The organism is Thermogemmatispora sp., from assembly GCF_042408735.1.
In the GTDB taxonomy this organism is placed as follows: Bacteria; Chloroflexota; Ktedonobacteria; order Ktedonobacterales; family Ktedonobacteraceae; genus Thermogemmatispora.
The window spans coordinates 21123-41035 of the sequence record NZ_JBHOQV010000150.1; the positions used below are offsets into that span (position 1 = coordinate 21123).

Genomic DNA, 19913 nt, shown 5'->3' on the forward strand with positions numbered 1-19913 from the left:
CTCTTTCTCTTCTGCCCGCACTAAAAGCGCAGCCAGCTCTTGATGAGGGCCTCCAGCCGATCCTCAAAGGCCCCGCGCTCACCCTCGAGGTTGTTACGGCCATACTCCAGGGTGTAGACATAATCGGCCAGGGCCACGGCGGCGCGCACGTTCTGATCGACCAGGAGCACGGTGCGCCGCTCCTCCTTGAGGCGAGCGATCTCCTCATAGACCTGGTCGACGATGACTGGGGCCAGGCCCACCGATGGCTCGTCGATCAGAATGACGCGCGGATCGGCCATCAGCATGCGCGCAATCTCCACCAGACGCTGTTGTCCGCCGCTGAGGCTGCCAGCCTGTTTCTGGCGCCAGTCTTTGAGCACGGGGTAACGCGCATAGATCGCCTCCAGGGCGGCGGCCAGGCGGCGACGGTCATGCAACAGGAGCCAGCCGCCGATCTCCAGATTCTCCTGCACAGTCAGCTCGGGAAAGACCGAGCGCCCCTGCGGCAGCAGGGCCATGCCCAGCGCCAGACGTCGATGAGGCGGCACGGCCGTGATGTCGCGTCCATCGAGCGTGATCTGCCCACTGCGCGGCCTCAGCAGGCCATAGAGAACGCGCAAGGCCGTCGACTTGCCCGAGCCATTTGGTCCCAGCAGCACGGTCACCTGGGCCGGGCGGGCCATGAGGCTAACGTTATTCAAGACCAGGTCGTGGCTGTAGTAGCCGGCAGTGACCCCGCGCATGCTCAGGCCGGCGGCGGCAGCCGGCAGGCCATCGGGCGAGGGCGCTCCCGCCGGAACTTGGGCTGCGGGTTTCATCATGATGCATGTCCTCCTGCCTGTTCAAGAGAGGTTGCTGGTCGCTGGCCTTGTCCGCCGGGATGGCCAAGATAGGCGGCTATCACCTCGGGATTCTCGCTGACCTCCTGGGGCGTGCCGCGGGCGATGATGCGCCCATAGCTCATACAGATGACGGTACGTGCCAGGCTCATCAGATCGGGAATCTCGTGACTGACTATGATAAAGGAGACCTGGCGCTCCCGCTGGGCTTCGCGGATGCGTTCCAGTAGCAGGGCCTTGATCTCGGGATGGACGCCGCCGAACGGCTCATCCATCAGCACCAGGCGCGGCTCGGTCATTAAGGCGCGCGCAAACTCCAGCAGCTTTTGCTGCCCTCCCGAAAGCTCGCTTGCTGGCAGGGCCTGGGAGCGTTCCAGGCCCACAAAGGTCAGCAACTGCCTGGCCCGTTCCTGAACCTCGTTCCGGCTCAGCCTGGCATGGACCAGGGGAATCAGCATGTTCTGGTAGACCGTCAGTGTATGAAAGACGCGGGCGGTCTGAAAGGTCCGGCTGATGCCCAGCAGGGCAAGTTGGTGGGGACGCAGGTTGCGCGTGGGGCGGCCCAGATAGCGGATCTCGCCACTATCGGGCCGATAGAGGCCGTTGAGCGTATTGAGCAGGGTGGTCTTGCCAGAGCCGTTCGGTCCGATCAGGCCCAGAATGCTGCCGGCTTCTAAGGTGAAAGAGATGCGGTCTAGCGCCACGATGCTCCCAAAGCGCTTCGAGAGCGAGTCAACCTGCAAAACAGGTTCCATCGTTGCTCTCCCCTTTGACGGAGTACCAGAGGGAGGCCGCTCTCCCGGCAGCGGCGCCAGAAGAGAGCCTCCCTGCTGTGCGTGCGCATCACGACTGTAGCTGTGGCCTGGCGGTAGCCCGGCTGGGAGGCCAGACAACCTGGTTTTTGCCGCTGAGGTACTGCACCACCACGGCGTTGTAGTGGGGCATACCGTACTGGTCAAAGGTCAGTGGACCATTGACCGTGTTGAAGCGATGGCTGAGAACATAGGCCCGTAGCTGCTGCTGATCGAGCGTGCGGGCACCCTCGACAGCCTGCTGCATCACCTGCAGGATCGTCATAGCGACAGCCGCGTACTGGCTGAAGACGGTCTCATGGCGGACTCGCTGCAGCATGGCGAAGAGGTCCTGGATTCCATCGTAGTTGTCGCTGGGCACAGCCATCGCTGTTGAGAAGATGCCCTCTCCGGCAGGCCCCAACTGAGCCCAGTAGGGCAGGGAGGTCACCAGCGAGCCGCAGGCGCAGTAGATCTTGGGCTTGAAGCCCAGCGAGTAGGCGGTCCGCGCAATCAGGGCCGCCGGGTTGGGCAGCGAGAGAGCGAAGAAGAGGTCAACTCTGGCCGCCTTGGCCCGCTGGATTAGGCCACTGACATCGGTAGCTGTCGGCGGATACTCTTCGTTGAGGACGATCTGCATGCCACGCTGCCTGGCGAAGTTGACGACGCCGCCCTGCCCCTGATAGCCGTCGCGCACCACCAGGGTGAACGGATTCTGCTCGGTGACGATGCCCACGCGCGTAGGCCGCTCACTGGCAGGCAGTGAGTCGATCATCTCAAAGACGCCACGACTGTAGTCAGGCTCCTGGTAAGTATAGGATCCGATCATCCACTGCGTGCTTTTGAAGAGCTTGATGCCGACGAAGCCGCCGTTCCAGAGGATCATGTGGTTGGCGGCGGCGATGGGCAGCACTGCCCCTCCGATCGCCGTCGTGTAGGGCGAGAGCAGCAGGTTGACCTTGTCCTGGTGGATGAGTCGCTGGTAGAGGCTCTGGGCCGTGGCCGGGTTGCTCTCGTCATCGTAAATAATCATTTTGACAGGATGGCCAAGCAGGCCACCGTGACTGTTGACCTGCTGGAGCCAGTAGTCATAGACGGCCTTGTAGTCGGCCGAGGGACCGGCGTAGGCCCCGGTCAGGCCCAGGGTGCCGCCGATGACGATCGGCTGGCCTGCTGGCGGCAGCCCGTTCGCGGAGCCGGAACTGCCGCTGGTGTTTTGGGCGGCGCTGCAACCGGTCAACACCAGGACCAGTAGAACGGTAGCCGTGATGAAGAGACGCCAATACTTCATGTCGTCCTCCTTACGCGACGCCTCGCAGCAGAGCAGACGAGGAAGCCTGTCTCCGGCGGCAAGCCGCCGTCCTCCCGTTCAGGTGGGCGCTTTTGCCTGGCGTTGGTTGTCTGTCCGTGCGGACGGCCCGCGGTCCGCCGTGAGAGACAGCTCGCCATCAGGGCAGCGGCCGACGCGCTGTTCGTGCGCCCGCTCGGCCCTGGCTCTGCGCAACTGCGGATCTGTCACAGAACGACGCTGTTCTTGTCGCTGCTCTGCAGTGCTCTGTCTGCTTTTTCCTCAGTTAAGCGCATGGGTGTGGGTGGGCCCAGGCGACTGGATCGCGCTGCGCTATGCGCTGTGCTCTCTGCTGTCCTTCTTCTCTGGCCCTATCTGGCCTCTGGCCGCCGGACAGAAGGCGCCTTCTGTCCGGCGGCGCGCTGGAGCCGGCTTCGTTGAGGCTTCAGGCGAGCAAGCCCAGCGGCTCCTCCAATAGAGCGACCAGTGTGGCCAGAAACTGGGCTGCCCGGGCCCCATCGAGGACACGATGATCGCAGGAGAGGCTCAGCAGCATGGTCGGGGCAACGGCAGGCTGCCCTTCGACGGCGATGACACGCTCGCTGACGCGCCCAACGGCCAGAATGGCGGCCTGGGGCGCATTGATGATGGCGTTGAAGGCATCAACGCCGTACATGCCCAGGTTGCTGATGGTGAAGGTCCCTCCCTGCAGATCCTGGGGACGCAGGCGCCGGCTGCGCGCCCGTTCGACCAGCTCGCGGCGGGCCGCGGCCAGAGCGCTCAGGCTGAGGCGATCGGCGCCATGAATGACCGGCACGACCAGCCCTTCATCGGTGGCCACAGCCAGCCCAACGTTGATTTCGCGCTGGTAGACTATCCGCCCGTCTTGCCAGGTGGCATTGACCTGGGGATGGGCCCGCAGCGCTGCGGCTACCGCCAGGACGAGCAGATCGGTCAACGTAACCTCGGACGAGCAGCGCTGCTGCATGGCACTCTGCCAGGCCAGCAGCCGCCCGGCCCGTACCTCGCGCAGCAGGAAGAAATGTGGTACCTGGCTCCAGCTCTGGCTGGTACGCTCAGCCATCAGGCGCCAGACCTGACCCAAGGCCGGCTCCCCAACCGGCTGGGACTGGGAGGCCGGGCTTGCAGGCTGGGCGGCTTCGACCAGGCCCGGCTCCGCGGCGCGCTGCCGCTGATCCTGCGCAGCACGGGCAGTGGCGGCCAGCACATCGGCAGCCAGGATGGCCCCTCCAGGACCACTGCCAGCCCCCTCCCGAGCGAGGGCGACCAGATCCTGGCCTAGCTCGGCGGCCAGACGCCTGGCCTTGGGAGAAGCAGCCACCATCAGCCGCGAGCGACCAGCGTTCGGCCTTCTTGCGACGTCAGGTGGAGGGGTGGCCTGAGCAGGCGCCGCTACAGGGGCCGCACTCTCGCCGTTCGGCGGCTGGCGACTGGACAGATAGGCCAAGACGTCGGCTTTCTGAATGCGCCTCCCCTTCGTCTGGAGCTGCTCAAGATCGACCTGATGTTCGGCGGCGATGCGCGCGGCCAGAGGAGAAACCAGCCTCCCTGGCCGGCGCATGCGCTCGTCGGTGTCCGTGGACGGAGAGGAAGAGGGTGGGACTGTCAGCGGGCTGGTGCTCGTGTGAGTCGGGGTCTCTGCTGGCACCGCCTCGCCGCTCGCCGGCGACGAGCGCTCCGCCCCCTCCTCCGAGCGAGAGGCCCGAGCCTCTGGCGCTGCTCGAGCTGGGTTCGGGGCAGGCTGCTCGCCTGGAGCCAGAATCAGGGCAATCTGCTGCCCTACAGGGATGTCCTCCCCCTCGCTGGCTGTCACCGCGCTCAGCAGGCCCGTGGCAGGAGCCTCCAGCTCGACCGTTGCCTTGTCGGTCTCGATCTCGGCCAGCGGCTCGCCTTGCTTGACCGGCTCACCTTCGCGCTTGAGCCAGCGCAGGACCTTGCCCGTTTCCTGAGCCATGCCCAACGCCGGCATGATGACCCTGGTCGCCATGTCTGCTCTCCTCTACTCCTCATCTTCTGCGGCATCGTTGGGGCAGCATCCCACCGCCGCGGCCCACGGTCCATGACCAGAGACCAGAGACCTGCCTGCGCTTCCAGCCACCCTTCTGGTCCCTCGTGGACGAGCGGTGAGCGGCCCCACGCAGGCAGACCAGGCCCAGAAGGACAGTGGGCCTGCGGTGCGGGTGGATGCCCGCCAGAGCTAGAGCGTATGACCCGCCGAGGTGGCCGCTGGCGCCGGCAGGCGCGGCCCACCCTGACCACGGGCCGTGTTCAAATGAGACTGCACCTCGCGAATGGGAGAGAGCGGCCCGTTGACGGTATAGTAGCGGGTACCGGCCACCAGCAGCTCTTCAGCGGGGAAGCGGGTAATCACCTCACAGCCATCCCGGGTCACCACCAGTTGCTCCTCAATGCGGGCCGCCGTCCAGCCATCGCTGGCGGGCCAGAAAGTCTCGAGCGCAAAGACCATGCCCTCCTCGATGACCTCGGGATGATCGAAGGAAACCAGGCGGCTGAAGACCGGCTTCTCCCAGATCGTCAGCCCCACGCCGTGGCCGAACTGCAGGGCGAAAGCGGCCTCCTCGTTAGGAAAGCCAAATTCCTCGGCACGCGGCCAGAGCTTGACCACATCGGCGGTTGTCACGCCCGGCTTGATGGCATTGATGGCCACGTCGAGGATCTCACGGCAGCGCTTGTAAGCGTCGACCATAGCCGGCGAGGCGCTTCCAACCGCGAAGGTCCGGTAGTAGCAGGTGCGGTAACCGTTGAAGCTATGGAGAATGTCAAAATAGGCCGGGTCCCCAGGGCGCAGCACACGGTCGCTAAAGACGTGAGGGTGCGGGCTACAACGCTCGCCCGAGATAGCATTGACGCCCTCAACATGCTCGGAGCCAAGATCGTAGAGCACCTTGCTGACCAGGGCTACACACTCATTCTCGCGTACGCCCGGGCGCAGCCAGCGATACAACTCCTCATAGGCGGCGTCGACCATCATACAGGCCGTGGCCAGCAGCGTAATCTCGTCCTGCGTCTTGATCATGCGCGCCGTCTGCATGAGGTTTTGCCCGTCGGCAATGGTGATCCCCTCCCTCTGAAGAGCAAAGAGGACCTGCGGCTCGATGACGTCGACCCCTAGCGGCTCGTGGAGCAGGCCACGCTCCTCCAGTTCAATGCGGATCTTGCGCGCCACATCCTCGGCCCGTCCCGAGCCGGGGGCCATCGCCCCGCGCATAGTCGAGATACCGGCGCGGGCCCGCTCACCCATCCAGGGGGCATAGAGCTGATCGTGACGAGCCGCCGAACCAAAGGTCCACAGGATCGGCTCGCCCTCCCGCGGCAGCAGGGTGAAGCGGAAGAGCTTGTCCATTGCCCAGGTCCCGATGTGGGTCGAGGTCAAATAGCGGATGTTGCTCATGTCGAAACAGAGGACAGCCCCCAGCTCCGACTCCCTGAGCAGCTTCTGAGCGCGCGCCAGCCGTTCACGACGCAGCCGCTCGTAGTCGACGCGCACTTCCCAGTCAACGGCCATTGGTCCATAGGTCTTGATCGCCATAGCTCGAGTCTCCTCCCTCAGAGTGGCAACGCAGCGCCAGGCGCTCTCAGCCGGGCACCACGCGCCCGTGGATCAACGTTGATCGCCCTGACCGATGTGACGATACGACAACAGTGATGACGAGATGAGATAAACGGGCGCTTGCGCCGAAAGCTTCCTTGCCGTTGACTGCGATTCCGCGCCCCGTGCCTGCCTCCCACGCCGAGCAGGCCGACGATAGTGAGAGCCTCCGCCGTGCTCAGACGCGCCCGCAGAGGGCTTTGGCCAGCTCCACCACGGCGGCAGGCGTCGGCACGGTCAAATCTTCGAGCACGGGAGAGAAGGGCACCGGCACATCCAGCGCACCGAGACGCTTGACCGGGGCATCGAGATAGTAGAAGGCACCTTCGTTAATGACGGCGGCAATCTCAGCGGTCACCCCATAGCTTTGATAGCCCTCGTCGACGACGATGACGCGGCCGGTCTTCCTGGCCGACTCAATCAGGGTCTGCCTGTCCAACGGCGAGGTCGTGCGCGGATCGATGACCTCGGCGCTGAGGCCGAGCTGCTCCAGCTCTTCGGCGGCGGCCAGAGCGACCTGAACCATGCTGCTGGTCGCCACGATGGTCAGGTCGCTTCCCTCGCGCTTGATATCGGCCACGCCAAAGGGAATGGTGTATTCCCCCTCGGGCACCGGCCCCTTGAGCTGGTACATCATCTTGTCCTCAAAGAAGAGGACCGGGTTATCGTCGCGAATGGCCGTCTTCAGCAGGCCCTTGGCATCGTAGGGCGTGGAGGGCAAGACCACCTTCAGCCCGGGCACGTGGCTGAACCAGGCATGCAAGCTCTGGCTATGCTGGGCCGCCGAGCGGCGCGTAGCCCCAAGCGTGGTGCGCACGACCAGAGGCACCTTGAGTTTGCCTCCGGACATGTAGTGCACCTTGGCCGCCTGGTTGACGATCTGGTCCATGGCCAGAGTGAGAAAGTCGCCGAACATGATGTCGATCACGGGCCGCATGCCCGTCATGGCCAGACCCACGCCGATGCCCGTAAAGCCAGCTTCAGAGATGGGGGTGTCGATGACTCGCTCGGGGCCGAACTCTTCCACGAGACCGCTGAGGACCTTGAAGGCGGTCCCAGCTTCGGCGACATCTTCGCCCAGGATGAGCACCCGCGGGTCACGGCGCATCTCTTCGGCCAGAGCCTCGCGAATGGCCTGCCCAAGGGTGATTTCGCGCAGGCCCGCGGCGGCCTGCGACGCGCTGGCTTTGTGGGAAAGACTAGGCATAGACATGCTGGGCCACCTCTTGTGGATCAGGATAAGGAGCCTCCAGGGCGAAGCGCACCCCTGCCTCGATCGTGGCACGCACCCGCCGCTCGATCTCCGCCAACTGCTCATCTCCGGCCAGCCCCTGCTCGCTCAGCCAGGCCGCAAGAAGCTTGAGCGGATCACGATGGGTCTTCCACCATTCCTCTTCCTCGCGCGAGCGATAGTAGCTGCGCTGGATGTCGCCAACATGGTGACCGTAGAAACGGTAGGTGTTGCAGTGCAGATAAGCTGGCCCTTCGCCACGCCGCGCCCGCTCGACAAGCCGCGCCGCCGTCGCATAGACGGCCCGGACGTCCTGCCCGTCAACCTCCTCGGTCAGGATGCCAAAGGCCCGAGGTCGGGCCAGCATGTCGCCGGCAGTGGTCTCGCGATTAGGCGTGTACTCGTTGTAGAGGTTGTTCTCACAGACGTAGATGATCGGCAGCTTCCAGAGGGCCGCCATGTTCATGGCCTCGTAGAGCAGACCTTGCCCCAAGGCCCCGTCTCCAAAGAAGCAGACTACCACCTGAGCGCTGCCGCGCCGCTTGCAGGAGAGCGCGGCCCCTGTGGCGATGCCAGCGCTCCCGCCAACGATGGCGTTGGCCCCCAGGTTGCCGCTATCCTGGTCGGCGATGTGCATCGAGCCTCCTTTGCCGCGGCAGTAACCGGGCTGCTTGCCGAGCAGCTCGGCGAACATGCGATCGACCGTGGCACCCTTGGCTAAACAGTGGCCGTGGCCCCGATGGGTGCTGGTAATGTAGTCGTCACGGCGCAGGGCCGCGCAGACACCTACCGCTACCGCCTCTTCGCCGCTGTAGAGGTGGGCCAGGCCTGGCATCCTGGCACTCATATACAGCTCGTTGACTTGCTCTTCAAAGAGGCGAATGGTGAGCATCTGCTCGTAAAGGCCCAGCCAAAATTGGCGCTCATCTGCCCGACTGGTTTCGTCGAGCGTCTGCGGGCGCTCCTCGGATGAGGTAATATGCTCTGAGACCATCGTCTTGCTTCTCCCGCTCCTGACTGATGCCGCGCCCTCGCTTCAGGCCCCAACTGGCATGCCCGGCCAGCCATTCCGGCCTGACGAGAGGACAACAGGATGAGTATATCTTAACTGCCCGACGAACAGACTCAGTGCCCCGGCAGAGAGAGAGCAGGCCGCTTGCCCGTCCGGCTGCTCCGGCACCTGGGAAAGCCGGGGGATGCCTGGCCAGATCACCCAGGATGACACAGGCAGACGCCTGCAGTCTCCATCAGCCAGTCTGGCACTCGCACCTAGCCGCGGTTGGCCGTTTCTAGATCCTGTCGAACCTGGCGTAGGTGTTCCTGCATAGCGGCCCGAGCGGCCTCGGCGTCGCGGCGGCTGAGCGCCTCTAAGATGCGCTTGTGATGGTATTGGGCCCGCTCCATCGCTCCGCCGATGCGCGAGATGTGCTTGCGCTGCTCGCTGAGCAGGTCGACGATCGAGTCGACAAAAGTCAGGATGAGGCGATTGCCCGAAGCCGTTGCGAGCGTGCGATGAAAGTCGTTGTCGGCAGCGATGTAGGCATCGACATCGTGCAGGCTGGCATCCATCTGCTCGACAACGGCGCGCAGGCGCTGCAGATGCTCCTCGGTGGCCCGCGTCGCGGCCAGGGCGGCAATGCCCGGCTCAAGCAGCTCGCGCAGCTCTACCAGGTTGGCATAGCCGTCTTCCCGCCCAACGCGCACCATTAGCTCCAGGGTCTGCTGCATGGCACGCGAGGTGGCGTTGATGACGATGGTACCGCGTCCCGGTCGCATATCCACCAGCCCCCGCTGAGCCAGGGTCTTCATGGCCTCTCTCACCGCCGTCCGACTCGCTCCGAATTGCTCGCTTAATTCTCGCTCGCTCGGCAGGCGATCGCCGCTGCGCAGCTCGCCTCTCAGAATACGCTCTTCGATTTGCTCGGCAATCTGTTCGAACAGCTTGCTCGATTGAATGGGTGTGTACAATCCTTTCTCCGCTGCAGCCAGGATCTTTACCCGGTCAGAGACCAGATGGTATGTTTATCATACCAATGATTATAGTATAATCAGACCGTCAGCCTTTGGCAACCCCCGCCCCCCGGCCGGACACCCCCATTTGCCGGGCTTCAGTTGCCAGGGTGGCCGGGTGTGGAGCCTGGGGCTGGTTTCGAGCGCTTCCCGCCCGCCAGGGTGGCGAGCGGCGAGGGAGTGGCGGTTAAACTAATAGAGTAGTAGCTGTTGCCTTGAGAGCGTACTCGGAGAGCGTACTCGCGCTCTCTTAAGCAAGTCGAGAGCAGAGGAGGTTTTTGGCAACTATGGCCAATCTGGGCTTCATCGGTCTTGGGGCCATGGGCGGACGCATCGCCTCCCGTTTGCTGCAGGCCGGCCATACCCTCACGGGCTACAATCGCACTCGCGAGAAGGCAGGCTGGCTGCTGGAGGCCGGCATGCGCTGGGGAGAGAGTCCGGCGGCAGTGGCACAGGCGGCCGATGTTATTTTCAGTATGGTGGCCGATACGGCCGCCTTGCAGGCCATCACCGAGGGACCACAAGGGCTGCTCGCCGGGTTGGGACCGGGCAAGATCTATGTCGATATGAGCACGGTCAGCCCTTCGGCCAGTCGGGCGCTGGCGCAGCGCGTTGCCGAGCGCGGGGCCGCGATGCTCGATGCTCCCGTCTCGGGAAGCACGGTCACGGTCGAACAGGGTCGGCTGGCCATTATGGTTGGCGGCGAGCGGACCATTTTTGAGCAGGTGCGCCCTATCCTGCTCGATATTGGTCCCAGGGTCAACTACGTCGGCCCCAATGGGCAGGCCGTGCTGATGAAGATCGCTATCAACCTGAGTCTGCCGATCCAGTTCCTGGCTTTTAGTGAGGGGCTGCTGCTGGCCGAGAAGGGCGGAATTCCCCGCGAAACGGCTTTTCGCGTCTGGATGGACAGCGTGGTGGCCTCGCCCGCCATGCAGTACCGTGGCCCTTTCGTATTGGAGCGCCCGGCGGAAGCCCTCTTTTCGGTGAATATGATGCAGAAGGATCTGCTGTTGGCTCAGGAGCTGGGCCGCGAGGTTGACGTACCCCTGCCCTCGGTGGCGCTGGCCAACGAGCTGCTGACGGCGGCCCGAGCTTTGGGCCTGGGACGGGAAGACTTTGCAGTGCTCTTTGATGTGCTGGCCCACATGGCCGGCGTGACCGGCTCTCCCAGGGCAGGCCAGAACACGCCCCAGGCCGACGGAGCGGGAGAAGGCTCTGAGCGCTAGCGCGCGACGGCTGGGGCTTGTCCGGGCCGGTCGCATGGTCGCGGGCGCTCTGGGGAGAGGAAGGAGAGGATGCCCTGGCCAGCGGTGGACCTGCTCTGTCGGGATCGGCAGCACTCGCTGGCCAGGCTTCTCCCACCGACCGCTATTCAGCAAGGAAGCAAGGAGGACGGCGCGTGACTCAAATGCTGCTGCTACAACTGGCGCTGATTGTGGCCGCTGTTCAGCTCTGCGCGCTGGCTGGTCGGCGGCTGGGACTGCCGTCGGTGATCGGCGAGATGGTGGCTGGGCTGCTGCTCGGGCCGAGCCTGCTCGGACGGCTGGCCCCGGCATTGGAGCACTGGCTTTTTCCGACCAATACTTTGGCGGGGCTGCAGGCCCTGGGAGATCTGGGCCTGATCTTCTACCTGTTCGCCTTGGGGGCCCAGCTCGATGTCGAGCTGGCCTGGCGCCAGAGCGGCCAGGTGCTGCTGGTCTCGCTCGCGAGCATGCTCCTGCCTTTTGGCAGCGGGATTGCTCTGGCCCTGCTCTTCTGGCCCAGGCTGGCGGGACCCCAGGCCACACTGCTTACCTTCGGGCTGTTGCTCGGAACGGCCCTGGCTATTACCGCTTTCCCGGTGCTGGCACGACTGCTGAGTGAGTGTGGCTGGCAGCAGACCCCTGTCGGCCAGGCCGCTTTGTTGTGCGCCGCTGTGGACGATGTGCTGGCCTGGTGCCTGTTGGCTTTGACTCTGGCTTTGACGCATGCCGACGGCTCCCTGCCAATGGTAGCCCTGACACTGGCCTCAACGCTGCTCTTTAGCCTGGCGGCCTTTTTGCTGCTGCGCCCGGCACTGGCCTGGCTCGCCCGGCGTGAGGTGGCTCCGCCGCTGTTGACGGTCCTGAGTTTGCTCTTGCTCTTGCTCTGCTCGTATCTGACGGGAGCAATTGGCGTCCATCCGCTGTTTGGGGCCTTTGTGATGGGCCTTTGTCTGCCACGTCGACCGGTCCTGCTGCGATTGCCGCTGGCAGTGCAGGAGATCAACGATCTGCTGTTGCTGCCTCTCTACTTCGTCTATAGCGGTCTGCGCACACACCTCGATCTGCTAGGCACAGGCCAACTCTGGCTGCTGGGCCTCCTGTTGCTGGCTGTGGCCTGCGCTGGCAAGCTGCTGGGGGGCACACTCGCCGCGCGCTGGACGGGCCTGAGCCGGACCTGGCGCCAGTCTCTAGCCCTGGGAACCTTGCTGAATGCCCGGGGCCTGGTGGAACTGATCGTGCTCAACGTCGGGCTGGACGCCGGCCTGCTCTCGCCAGCGCTCTTCAGTATGGGCGTACTCATGGCACTGGCGACAACGGTCATGGCCTGCTGGCTGCTGCCGGCGATGGGAGTCGATGGGCCGAGGCCAGCAGCTTTTGCCACCCTCAGCCAGCAGGCCGTGCGGGAGGGAAGAGAGCCACCAGGGGCTGATCCCTAGGCTAGGCAGGCGCCATGAGACGGGCGTCTGTCAGCGCTCCCGACCAGCGCCCGGGGAGGCGGTCGAGGCCGGCAGAGTGCTGAGCAGGTACCGCGTTACATGGGCCAGGGCCAGCACGTCCTCGGCGTTGTAGCGGGCAATCAGCTCGACAGGCAGGGGTTCCCCGAAGGTCCGATACTCCTCGTAGAGCAGGCCGGCCTCGAAACCATCCAGGTCGCCGCTCCAGGAGAAGCCGCACCAGCCAGCCACCTCCTTGAGCGACCAGCTCGTCAGCGGCAGCACCAGGATCTTCTTGAGCATCCGCAACAGGTCGAGCTTCGGCAGGGGCCTCCAGCGCAGCAGCAGGGGCGGTGCCCAACGGACGATCCCCTCCTCCATGGAGCGCTCGTCGAAGCAGCTACCGCTCCAGGAACAGAGGGTCGCGCCCGGATGGGCCGCGACATAGGCCAGGAAGTCCTCGAACATTGCGCGGCGACGGCTCCTATCCTCCTCGGGAACGATCCATTGACGCAGCTCCTGGCCGTCGAAAGCACCGATCAGCCACGGGTCAGGCGCGCTCCCCTTGAAAGGGCTGGGGGAGACCAGGCCGGTCTCTACGTCGTAGAAGAGCATGGATGAGGGGAATTGCGGCGTCTCCAGCCAGACGGCCCGATTCTCCTCGCAGGCACACAGGTAGCTTTCCAGCCGCCGGCGACGCAAAGGACCAAATTGAATGGCCTTGAGTACCTCCGGCGGGGCCGTGCGCAGCTCATCCAGGCGCGTGATACCATAGGCGGCCAGCTTCTCGGCTCGCTGGGGACCAATGTGCGGCCCCCGCAGACGGGTGGGCGGCTTCAACCAGGTGACCGTCGGCGGGGAGGCCGTTGCATCCAGCTCGATCAGGGCAACGCGCGCCAGCTCGGGATTGGTGTCATCAGAGGCGGCATTGACTACCAGGCTGCCGCCTAGCAGGGCCGTTTTGCCGCCGCGCGAGTGGCAGTGTCCGCAGAGAACGAGGTCCGGCTGCTGGTCCAGCACAAAGTCTCTAAGGGCCTCTGAGCCTAGACGGCTGAAGCCGAAGCGAATGCCAATGTCGAGACGGCAGCCCGCCGGCGGCGTATGCGAGACTACCACCAAACGGCGAGCCTGCTCGCCCAGACGCCGACGGGCCTGCTCAAGGTGGCAGCGCACCTCGCCTTCCGAGTGGAGGATCCTGCCAATGGCGTTGCGCTCGCCATCACAGATGGCACCTTCGATGCCAATGAAGCCAACGTCCTCGATCAAACATGGCTCGGCATGAAGATCACGCACCCCCGGCGCCTGCAAGATGAGGCGGTCCTCCGGCCAACAGTCGTTGCCGATGACTCCAAGCAGACCATAACGGGCATAGCCGGCCAGATGGGCAAAATAGTTTTGTTTCGGCGCGCTGAGAAAACGTCTCACATCATCTCCCCCATAGACGATGACGTCAACGGGTGCCACGGAGCGCAGCAGCCGCTCAACAAGCTCCAACTGCTGAATGCGCCAGTCAGAAAAGAAGAAGATGCGCATAGAAACAAAGCTCCGTTCTGCTTTCTCCTGGCTGGTGATAGCGCGGCCCGACTGCCAGCGGTCCAGGCCGTCCCTCCTCCCTTCAAAAGCAGCCCGCTCAGACCGACCAGGCATCTCGCATAAGCAGACGCAGGAGACGACCACTTTTTGACGATGAGGTGTTCTTTGAGCCGAGGAATCTTCTCTCTCTTGCCAGAAGCTGCCCTATGCTCAGGCGCAATCCAACGTTTGCTCTTCTGATAGAAGCATGCTATATTTTAGCAGCACGCAAGCAAGATGGGCTGCTGGCGACGATATCGATGAATATGTCCGAAGCGAGTTCCTCATGAAGAAGAGGAGAAGCCGTCTCACCTTGCAAGAGGGGATGGCAGGATCAACGGAGGACAGACAGCCATGCTGAGAAAAATCATCCTTATAGCCGTCCTGGTAGGGCTGCCCTTCAATCTGCTCGCTGGCGGCCTCTCGCTGTTAAACCCGGAACAAGAGCCGGGCTTTTTTCTCTCCTTTCTTCTGCTCTTCACCGCCGCCTTGCTGGCCTATGGTCTCGCCCTGACGCTCGTCCTGATCCTCCTGACGCAGCGTCTGGTTGCCAATTGGCGCCTTGTCCTGGCGGGGCAGACGCGGCGGCTGGCCGTAAGCCGCCAGCGGAGAAGGCTTCTCCTCGCCCTCTTTGCCCAAAGAATAGGCCTCATCGCTTTTATTCTCCTGATCGCTATCGTTTTACATTTTCTTTTAAACCATGAAGCGGCGATAGGATTCGAGACCACCGTATCGGTCGTGATGCTTCTTTTACCGACGATAGTCTTTGTTATTATGCTGAGCGAGAGCGTGCTGCGCCCCAGCCTCTCGACGGCTGCCTCAGATTCCTCTTCGCCAGCCGGGCCACCAGGGGAGCCAGAGCATTAGCTCGCTCGCGGGCTGGTGAGACGGACCAGCCCGCGAGCGGTGCCGGCGCCCCCATGCTCGGGCGGTGAGCAGGACCGGCAAGAGACTAAGAACGCGCTCCGCTCTGGTGACGAGCCTGCAGGCGCTGGCGGGCAAGTTGCCCGGCAGTGGAGAGGCCGAGAGTCTCGCTGACAAGCAGGGTGTCGACCCATTTGACACTGGTGTAGCATTGGCCGCCGGGAAGAAGGAGCCGCCAGGGCGCCCCGTGCTCGCGAGTGAGCGGGGCCCCGTTGAGCCGGTCACAGAGGAGGGCCTGGCCGGCCTCTTCAAGGGTCAACCAGAGGGAGTAGCTGCCAGCGGAGACGGCTACCGCCCGGGCCGTGGGCAGTGGCTGAGCCAGGTCGAGCAGGGCGCGCAGCGGCCAGCCTTCCCAGGTCAGGGAGGGAACAACCCAGCCTTCTTGACAGGAGAATGGAGCCTGCCAGGTCACGCGTGGCGAGGCGAGCAAGGCGACCAGCTCCTCCGCTCCCAGCTCCAGAACACGCTCTACCAGACCGTCAATGCGCAACTTAGCCTGCCCGTCTCCAACTGCCGGCTCCAACGGATGAGCCGGCAGCGCCGCAAGCCGCTGCGGTTCTTTGTTCCGCTCCATCATTGCGCTCCTCAACAGCGGAGAATTGGTCTCACGAGAGCTATAGCATGTTATAGCACGTCAGCATAGCCTGCAACAAGGACCAGTCCAATCTGCCCGTACCTCCCCAGCTGAGCGGCCCGTAGGGCATAGCAACCAGGCGCCGTTGTACAATTATGAAGTCCAATGGTACACAGCAAAATTACTTGACAATTCTTGAAATAAAGAGTATGCTTTTCAATAGAATATTGTCGATCTTAAGCGCGGGAATTACAGTCGATTTTTTAGTACAGAATTATCATGCTGCACCGCTACGGACGACATGGCCCTCGGGCCTGGCTGCGCTGGTGGCGACGGCGTCGGCAGCGGCTACAGCCGTCAGGCCCACTCACGGAGGAAGCCGCCAGGGCGGTCGGACCACCGACGCCCGCCCCCGCTAGCCTCGCCTTGTCGCCGCCGCGGAAGGTCAAGGTACATGTTCTGCAGTTGACAGAAAGGACCATCGTCATCATGATCGAGACCAACGGCCTTCCCTACCAACCTGAAGACTTCCAGAGCTTGCAGGCCGCCGATAGGGCACAACTGCCAGCCAACGTCGAGGGAGACCTTCCTACCGGTTTGCATAATCAGATCATCCTTCGTGCCGTCAAGGAGATACGCTCCCTGCAGAAGCTGCGCGAGGAGAAAGCAGGGCAGAAGCTTTATTTTTACCTCAGCCAGACTGCCCTGGAGAAGGTGGCCGATAAAATTGTGGATGAACAGACAAAAGTATATAATCCACAAGAAAAGTTAATTTTTGATAATTGTGAAGATATATACGAAAAAGCTAGAGAATTATATGTAAATACAATAAAAACTGCTATACAAAAAGGTAGCGCAAACAAGCTTCTAGGCAAAGAAGACTCTTTTATAGATGAATTCCAGGCTAATTTAGCACGCATAGCCAGGGAACAAAGAGAGTTCTACCTTTCTGTTCCCGATAAATATCAGCGCGATATAGCAGTACTGGCGGCCTGGCAGGCCCGGCGTTGCGCTGAAACATCTCTTTCCTCCGAAGAGCGCGAGCAGCTCCACCGCGACGCAGACTGGTACGAGCGGGTCATCAAGGAGAACATAGAGGTCATCGAGTGGCCGCGCGAGGAGGAACCCTTTCGCCGTTAGTTCGACGCTGGTAGGCTGGGATGAGGGCAGGCCCAGGATCAGCCAGTACCCAGGGCGCATCACAGCCGGTCTGGCTGCCATCGGGACGGACGCGGTGCGGCGCCTGCTCAGCGCCCTGCTCTTCCTGATGATCGCGATCCTGATCATCCTGCTTCTGCTGGCCTGCTATCTCATCCTGCGCTAGGGCCTGATGGGGCAGCGATCAGGCGCTGCCCTTGCCCTGGTCGACGTTCTCGCTCCCCGGCAGCGCGCAGCTCTCGTCGCTGCAGATCTGTTCCTGGGCGGCTCGCGCCTCGGCAGCGGTCACTAACTGCGGCGGCTCCTGAGCGCTCTCGCGCCAGGCCCGTTCCAGCACCCGGCGCAGCAGTGGGACCGGCTGCGCGCCCGAGACGGCATAGCGTCCCGCGAAGAGAAAGAAGGGTACTCCCTGCACACCCAGTTCATGGGCGCGCCGCTCATCGGCCCGCACCGCCTCGCTGTAGGCTGAGCTTTGTAGGACCAGCGCCACTTCAGGCTCAGGCAGACCCACCTCGCTCGCCAGGCGATACAGCGTCCCCGGCTCGCTGAGGACCGCCCCTTCGCTGAAGTAAGCACGCCAGAGGCGCTCAGCCAGCTCCTGGGCCTGGTCATGGGCGGCGGCCAGATGAAGCAACCGGTGAGCATCGAAGGTATTGCAGTAGCGCGCCTGATCGAGATGGAAGATCAGACCCTCCTGAGCGGCCAGGGCGCTGACGCGCGCGTTCATGGCCTCCGCCTCGGCTCGAGAGATAGCGTATTTGCGCGCCAGCACGGCGCTCACGCGCTCGTGGGCCTCCCGTGGGGCCGACGGATCAAGCTGGAAACTGCGCCAGATTAGCCTGACGCGGTCGCGCTGCTCGAAGCTGGCCAGCGCTTTTTCCAGGCGCCGCTTGCCGATATAACACCAGGGACAAACGACGTCCGACCAGATTTCGATCTCCATTGTCGTCTCGCTCCAAGATGGCCGGCGGCCCTCCCGGCAGCCCCGACTGGAGGACGGATAGGCGGGCCACCCCGAGAGCCAGCCGGCCCCGGGCAGGCTCAGGCATCCTGTGAGATTGCCTGGGGCCTGCGACTGATGAGGATACCGATCGCTACGACGATGAGTGCGGCCAGTGCCAGCCCGATAAAGAGCGGCGTCTCCCGCTGGCTGATGCCCAGCAGGGCATCGAAGGCGTAGTCGCCCGGACCTGTGAGGCCGATGACGATGCTGACGAGCAGCAGGAGCAAGCTATATTCATAGCCACCGCGCTGCATCCAGAAGCCGTTGCGCCAGTGGCTCTTGAAGGTCGCCATTGCCATCGCGCCCGCCATGCCAGCCGCTCCTACAGCGGTGAGAAAGCCCAGCGCGACCGCCAGACCACCGCCCACCTCCCCCAGAACGGCGAGCGCGACCCAGAGCCAGGCCGGCTGTAAGCCCTGACGCGCAAAGTTCTCGCGCGTGCGGGCCAGTCCCGCCCCGCCAAACCATCCCAGGAGCTTCTGCAGTCCATGCCCGGTGAGCGTTAAGCCAGCCCCCAGACGCAGGATCAGCAGCCCAAGGCTCAGGGTTGTCGACATCAAAAGATCACTCCTTTCCTCACTCTATCGCTGAGCTGCCCGGGCAGAGCGCCAGGCCCTCCGCCCAGACAGCGGCTCTCTTGCTCTTTACTTTCTTTCTGAAAGTAAGCGTATCATAGAAAGCTACTATCGTCAAGGATGTTGCTTTCCTATTAATAGTGTGGTATACTCATGGCTATGAAGAGAGCTGAACGCGAACAGCCGGCGGCGAGGCCGGAGGCCTGCAATGCAAGGACGCCCATGGGACGCGCCGTTCGCCTGGTCGGCGATGTCTGGATCCTGCTGATTATGATCAGCCTGCAGCGCGGCCCTCAACGCTTTGGCGAGCTGCAGGAGCAGATAGGCCATATTAGCTCACGTACGCTGACCCAGCGTCTGCGCCTCCTGGAAGCGCTGGGCTTTGTTGAGCGGCGGGCTTTTTTGGAGATTCCTCCCCGCGTGGAATACCATCTGACCGCTAAGGGCCAGGAGTTCGGTCAGGTGATCACGGCCATCGAAATATTCGCGCGCAGGAATCTGAGCGATCCGCTGCCATCCACTTCCTGTCAGGAGTTCTGTCTTCCGCCAGCCTCCGGCTCCGCCACGGAGGTCGAACCAGAGATCAGCACCCTGTGCGGGAGTTCGGAGCCGAGCCAGGAAGCCTAGCCCCCGAGCGCCAGCCAGGAGCCTCTTTTTGTCTGGTTTGCCCCCTTATGTCAGCAGGCAGCTCTTTTCTCTCTTGCCCTCCCTCCTCCAGCTTGCTCTCTTGGGATAGCAGCCTCCTACCTACTCTTATCACTTCCTGGGTTATCAAATAATTGAATCATCAAAAAAACAGATTAAAATAATCCTTTGCTCATTTCCTTCCAGGAGGCCGCCAGGCCGGTCCCGAGGATCTCAGGGCGATGGCCACCTTCCTGCCGCGCTGGGACCTCGGTCGGCCCTGGTCTCTCGGCCACCTGCCGTCCTGGAACTGCGCCAGTCAGCGGACGTGCTGCCCGCCTGGGGAACGGCTGACGAGCCAGGACCTGCGAGCAAGACGAGGCGCCTTTAGGGCGACTCGCGGGGCAGCGAGCGGTTGCTCTCCCAGGGCAGGCAGCCGATCCATAAAGACGTGCCGCTGGGGCACCCTGGCTTCGGCCAGGGGAGGGAGGAAGGCAGCCAGCACCTGATGAACGGGTGGGCGCTGATGACGACGCGCAGTGGTCTGCCAATCTTTCTGATGTGGACAACGGGGAACCCGTCGCCGCCATGTTTTCACCTGTCCCCACTGTGGGGCCGAGGGGCACGCCGCTATGAATGCAGCTCGGAATATTCGCGGGCGCGCACGCTGTACTGCCCTTCGGAACAGTGGGCAGCGGTCAAGCAGCCCTGAAACCCGGGCCGACGGGACTGCGGGCAAGCTCCTGGCTTGAGCCAGGAGCCGTCGACCCGGGCGGTGCCTCGTCGGTCCTCTGTAGGGCGACCTCACGCGCTCTCAGTCCTGGGGGGAATAGCTGTTCACCCAACCTACCGGCCTCCGCTTTTCTGAGCGGTTTGCCGCTGGGCCGTCAGCTATTGGCTTTGGGAGACAGCAGCATCTCTCCCCAGCGGGACGATCGGCGAGGCACCTGCCTTCCGCGCCCAAACCGGGCTTTCTCGATGGCCGCCATGCTTATAAGGAAAAGCAAGCAGACCAGCACCAGCCAGCGAGG

General features: G+C 63.4%; 17 protein-coding genes and 1 pseudogene. 6 read left to right on the plus strand and 12 right to left on the minus strand.

Annotated features, from left to right (window positions below; translation table 11 throughout):
- Positions 1-20: 20 nt before the first annotated feature.
- The 8 genes from ACFMO7_RS16490 to ACFMO7_RS16525 all read right to left on the minus strand — a co-directional run bounded on the left by ACFMO7_RS16490 (position 21) and on the right by ACFMO7_RS16525 (position 9730).
- Entirely contained in the window at positions 21-803 is a 783-nt protein-coding gene (locus ACFMO7_RS16490) for an ABC transporter ATP-binding protein (RefSeq protein WP_376796581.1), read from the minus strand.
- Positions 800-1576: an ABC transporter ATP-binding protein gene (locus ACFMO7_RS16495; RefSeq protein WP_376796582.1), complete on the minus strand. Its 777-nt coding sequence runs from the start codon at positions 1574-1576 to the stop codon at positions 800-802. The genes ACFMO7_RS16490 and ACFMO7_RS16495 overlap by 4 nt, the downstream gene beginning before the upstream one ends.
- Before the next feature lie 88 nt (positions 1577-1664).
- Complete coding sequence (locus tag ACFMO7_RS16500; RefSeq protein WP_376796583.1) at positions 1665-2903, minus strand: amino acid ABC transporter substrate-binding protein; 1239 nt, start codon at positions 2901-2903, stop codon at positions 1665-1667.
- 442 nt (positions 2904-3345) lie between these two features.
- Positions 3346-4908 carry a 2-oxo acid dehydrogenase subunit E2 gene (locus ACFMO7_RS16505; protein ID WP_376796584.1) on the minus strand — a complete coding sequence of 521 codons (1563 nt, stop codon included), beginning with the start codon at positions 4906-4908 and terminating at the stop codon, positions 3346-3348.
- A 210-nt stretch (positions 4909-5118) separates the two neighbouring features.
- The gene (locus ACFMO7_RS16510; protein ID WP_376796585.1) at positions 5119-6471 is read right to left on the minus strand and encodes a M24 family metallopeptidase; all 1353 of its coding nucleotides are present in this window, start codon (positions 6469-6471) and stop codon (positions 5119-5121) included.
- A gap of 238 nt (positions 6472-6709) precedes the next feature.
- The gene (locus ACFMO7_RS16515; RefSeq protein WP_376796628.1) at positions 6710-7690 is read right to left on the minus strand and encodes an alpha-ketoacid dehydrogenase subunit beta; all 981 of its coding nucleotides are present in this window, start codon (positions 7688-7690) and stop codon (positions 6710-6712) included.
- A 40-nt stretch (positions 7691-7730) separates the two neighbouring features.
- Positions 7731-8756: a thiamine pyrophosphate-dependent dehydrogenase E1 component subunit alpha gene (locus tag ACFMO7_RS16520; RefSeq protein ID WP_376796586.1), complete on the minus strand. Its 1026-nt coding sequence runs from the start codon at positions 8754-8756 to the stop codon at positions 7731-7733.
- 275 nt (positions 8757-9031) lie between these two features.
- Complete coding sequence (locus ACFMO7_RS16525) at positions 9032-9730, minus strand: FadR/GntR family transcriptional regulator (protein ID WP_376796587.1); 699 nt, start codon at positions 9728-9730, stop codon at positions 9032-9034.
- 329 nt (positions 9731-10059) lie between these two features.
- Here ACFMO7_RS16525 and ACFMO7_RS16530 point away from each other — a divergent pair, with 329 nt between their 5' ends.
- Together ACFMO7_RS16530 and ACFMO7_RS16535 are read left to right on the plus strand one after the other, a co-directional pair.
- A complete protein-coding gene (locus tag ACFMO7_RS16530) occupies positions 10060-11001 on the plus strand; it encodes an NAD(P)-dependent oxidoreductase (protein ID WP_376796588.1) in 942 nt (313 codons plus the stop codon).
- Positions 11002-11183: 182 nt separating this feature from the next.
- Complete coding sequence (locus ACFMO7_RS16535; RefSeq protein ID WP_376796629.1) at positions 11184-12455, plus strand: cation:proton antiporter; 1272 nt, start codon at positions 11184-11186, stop codon at positions 12453-12455.
- A 30-nt stretch (positions 12456-12485) separates the two neighbouring features.
- Here ACFMO7_RS16535 and ACFMO7_RS16540 read toward each other — a convergent pair whose 3' ends face one another.
- Positions 12486-13985 (minus strand): ribonuclease H-like domain-containing protein, encoded by a 1500-nt coding sequence (locus ACFMO7_RS16540; RefSeq protein ID WP_376796589.1) that lies wholly within the window; start codon positions 13983-13985, stop codon positions 12486-12488.
- Positions 13986-14378: 393 nt separating this feature from the next.
- Here ACFMO7_RS16540 and ACFMO7_RS16545 point away from each other — a divergent pair, with 393 nt between their 5' ends.
- Positions 14379-14891, plus strand: a complete 513-nt coding sequence (locus ACFMO7_RS16545) for a hypothetical protein (protein WP_376796590.1) — start codon at positions 14379-14381, stop codon at positions 14889-14891.
- Between the two features lie 85 nt (positions 14892-14976).
- On the opposite strand, the gene ACFMO7_RS16550 is transcribed toward ACFMO7_RS16545, so the two are convergent.
- On the minus strand, positions 14977-15525 hold the full coding sequence (locus tag ACFMO7_RS16550; RefSeq protein WP_376796591.1) for a molybdopterin-dependent oxidoreductase: 549 nt from the start codon (positions 15523-15525) through the stop codon (positions 14977-14979).
- Between the two features lie 486 nt (positions 15526-16011).
- On the opposite strand from ACFMO7_RS16550, the gene ACFMO7_RS16555 reads away from it, so the two are divergent.
- Positions 16012-16662, plus strand: a complete 651-nt coding sequence (locus ACFMO7_RS16555; protein WP_376796592.1) for a hypothetical protein — start codon at positions 16012-16014, stop codon at positions 16660-16662.
- A gap of 202 nt (positions 16663-16864) precedes the next feature.
- Here the strand turns inward: ACFMO7_RS16555 and ACFMO7_RS16560 are convergent, their stop codons facing one another.
- Positions 16865-17623 carry a DsbA family oxidoreductase gene (locus ACFMO7_RS16560; protein ID WP_376796593.1) on the minus strand — a complete coding sequence of 253 codons (759 nt, stop codon included), beginning with the start codon at positions 17621-17623 and terminating at the stop codon, positions 16865-16867.
- 98 nt (positions 17624-17721) lie between these two features.
- Positions 17722-18240 (minus strand): DoxX family protein, encoded by a 519-nt coding sequence (locus ACFMO7_RS16565; RefSeq protein ID WP_376796594.1) that lies wholly within the window; start codon positions 18238-18240, stop codon positions 17722-17724.
- 240 nt (positions 18241-18480) lie between these two features.
- Here ACFMO7_RS16565 and ACFMO7_RS16570 point away from each other — a divergent pair, with 240 nt between their 5' ends.
- Complete coding sequence (locus ACFMO7_RS16570; RefSeq protein WP_376796595.1) at positions 18481-18885, plus strand: winged helix-turn-helix transcriptional regulator; 405 nt, start codon at positions 18481-18483, stop codon at positions 18883-18885.
- 602 nt (positions 18886-19487) lie between these two features.
- Positions 19488-19634, plus strand: a pseudogene (locus tag ACFMO7_RS16575) (hypothetical protein); the annotation flags it as partial.
- Positions 19635-19913 lie beyond the last annotated feature (279 nt).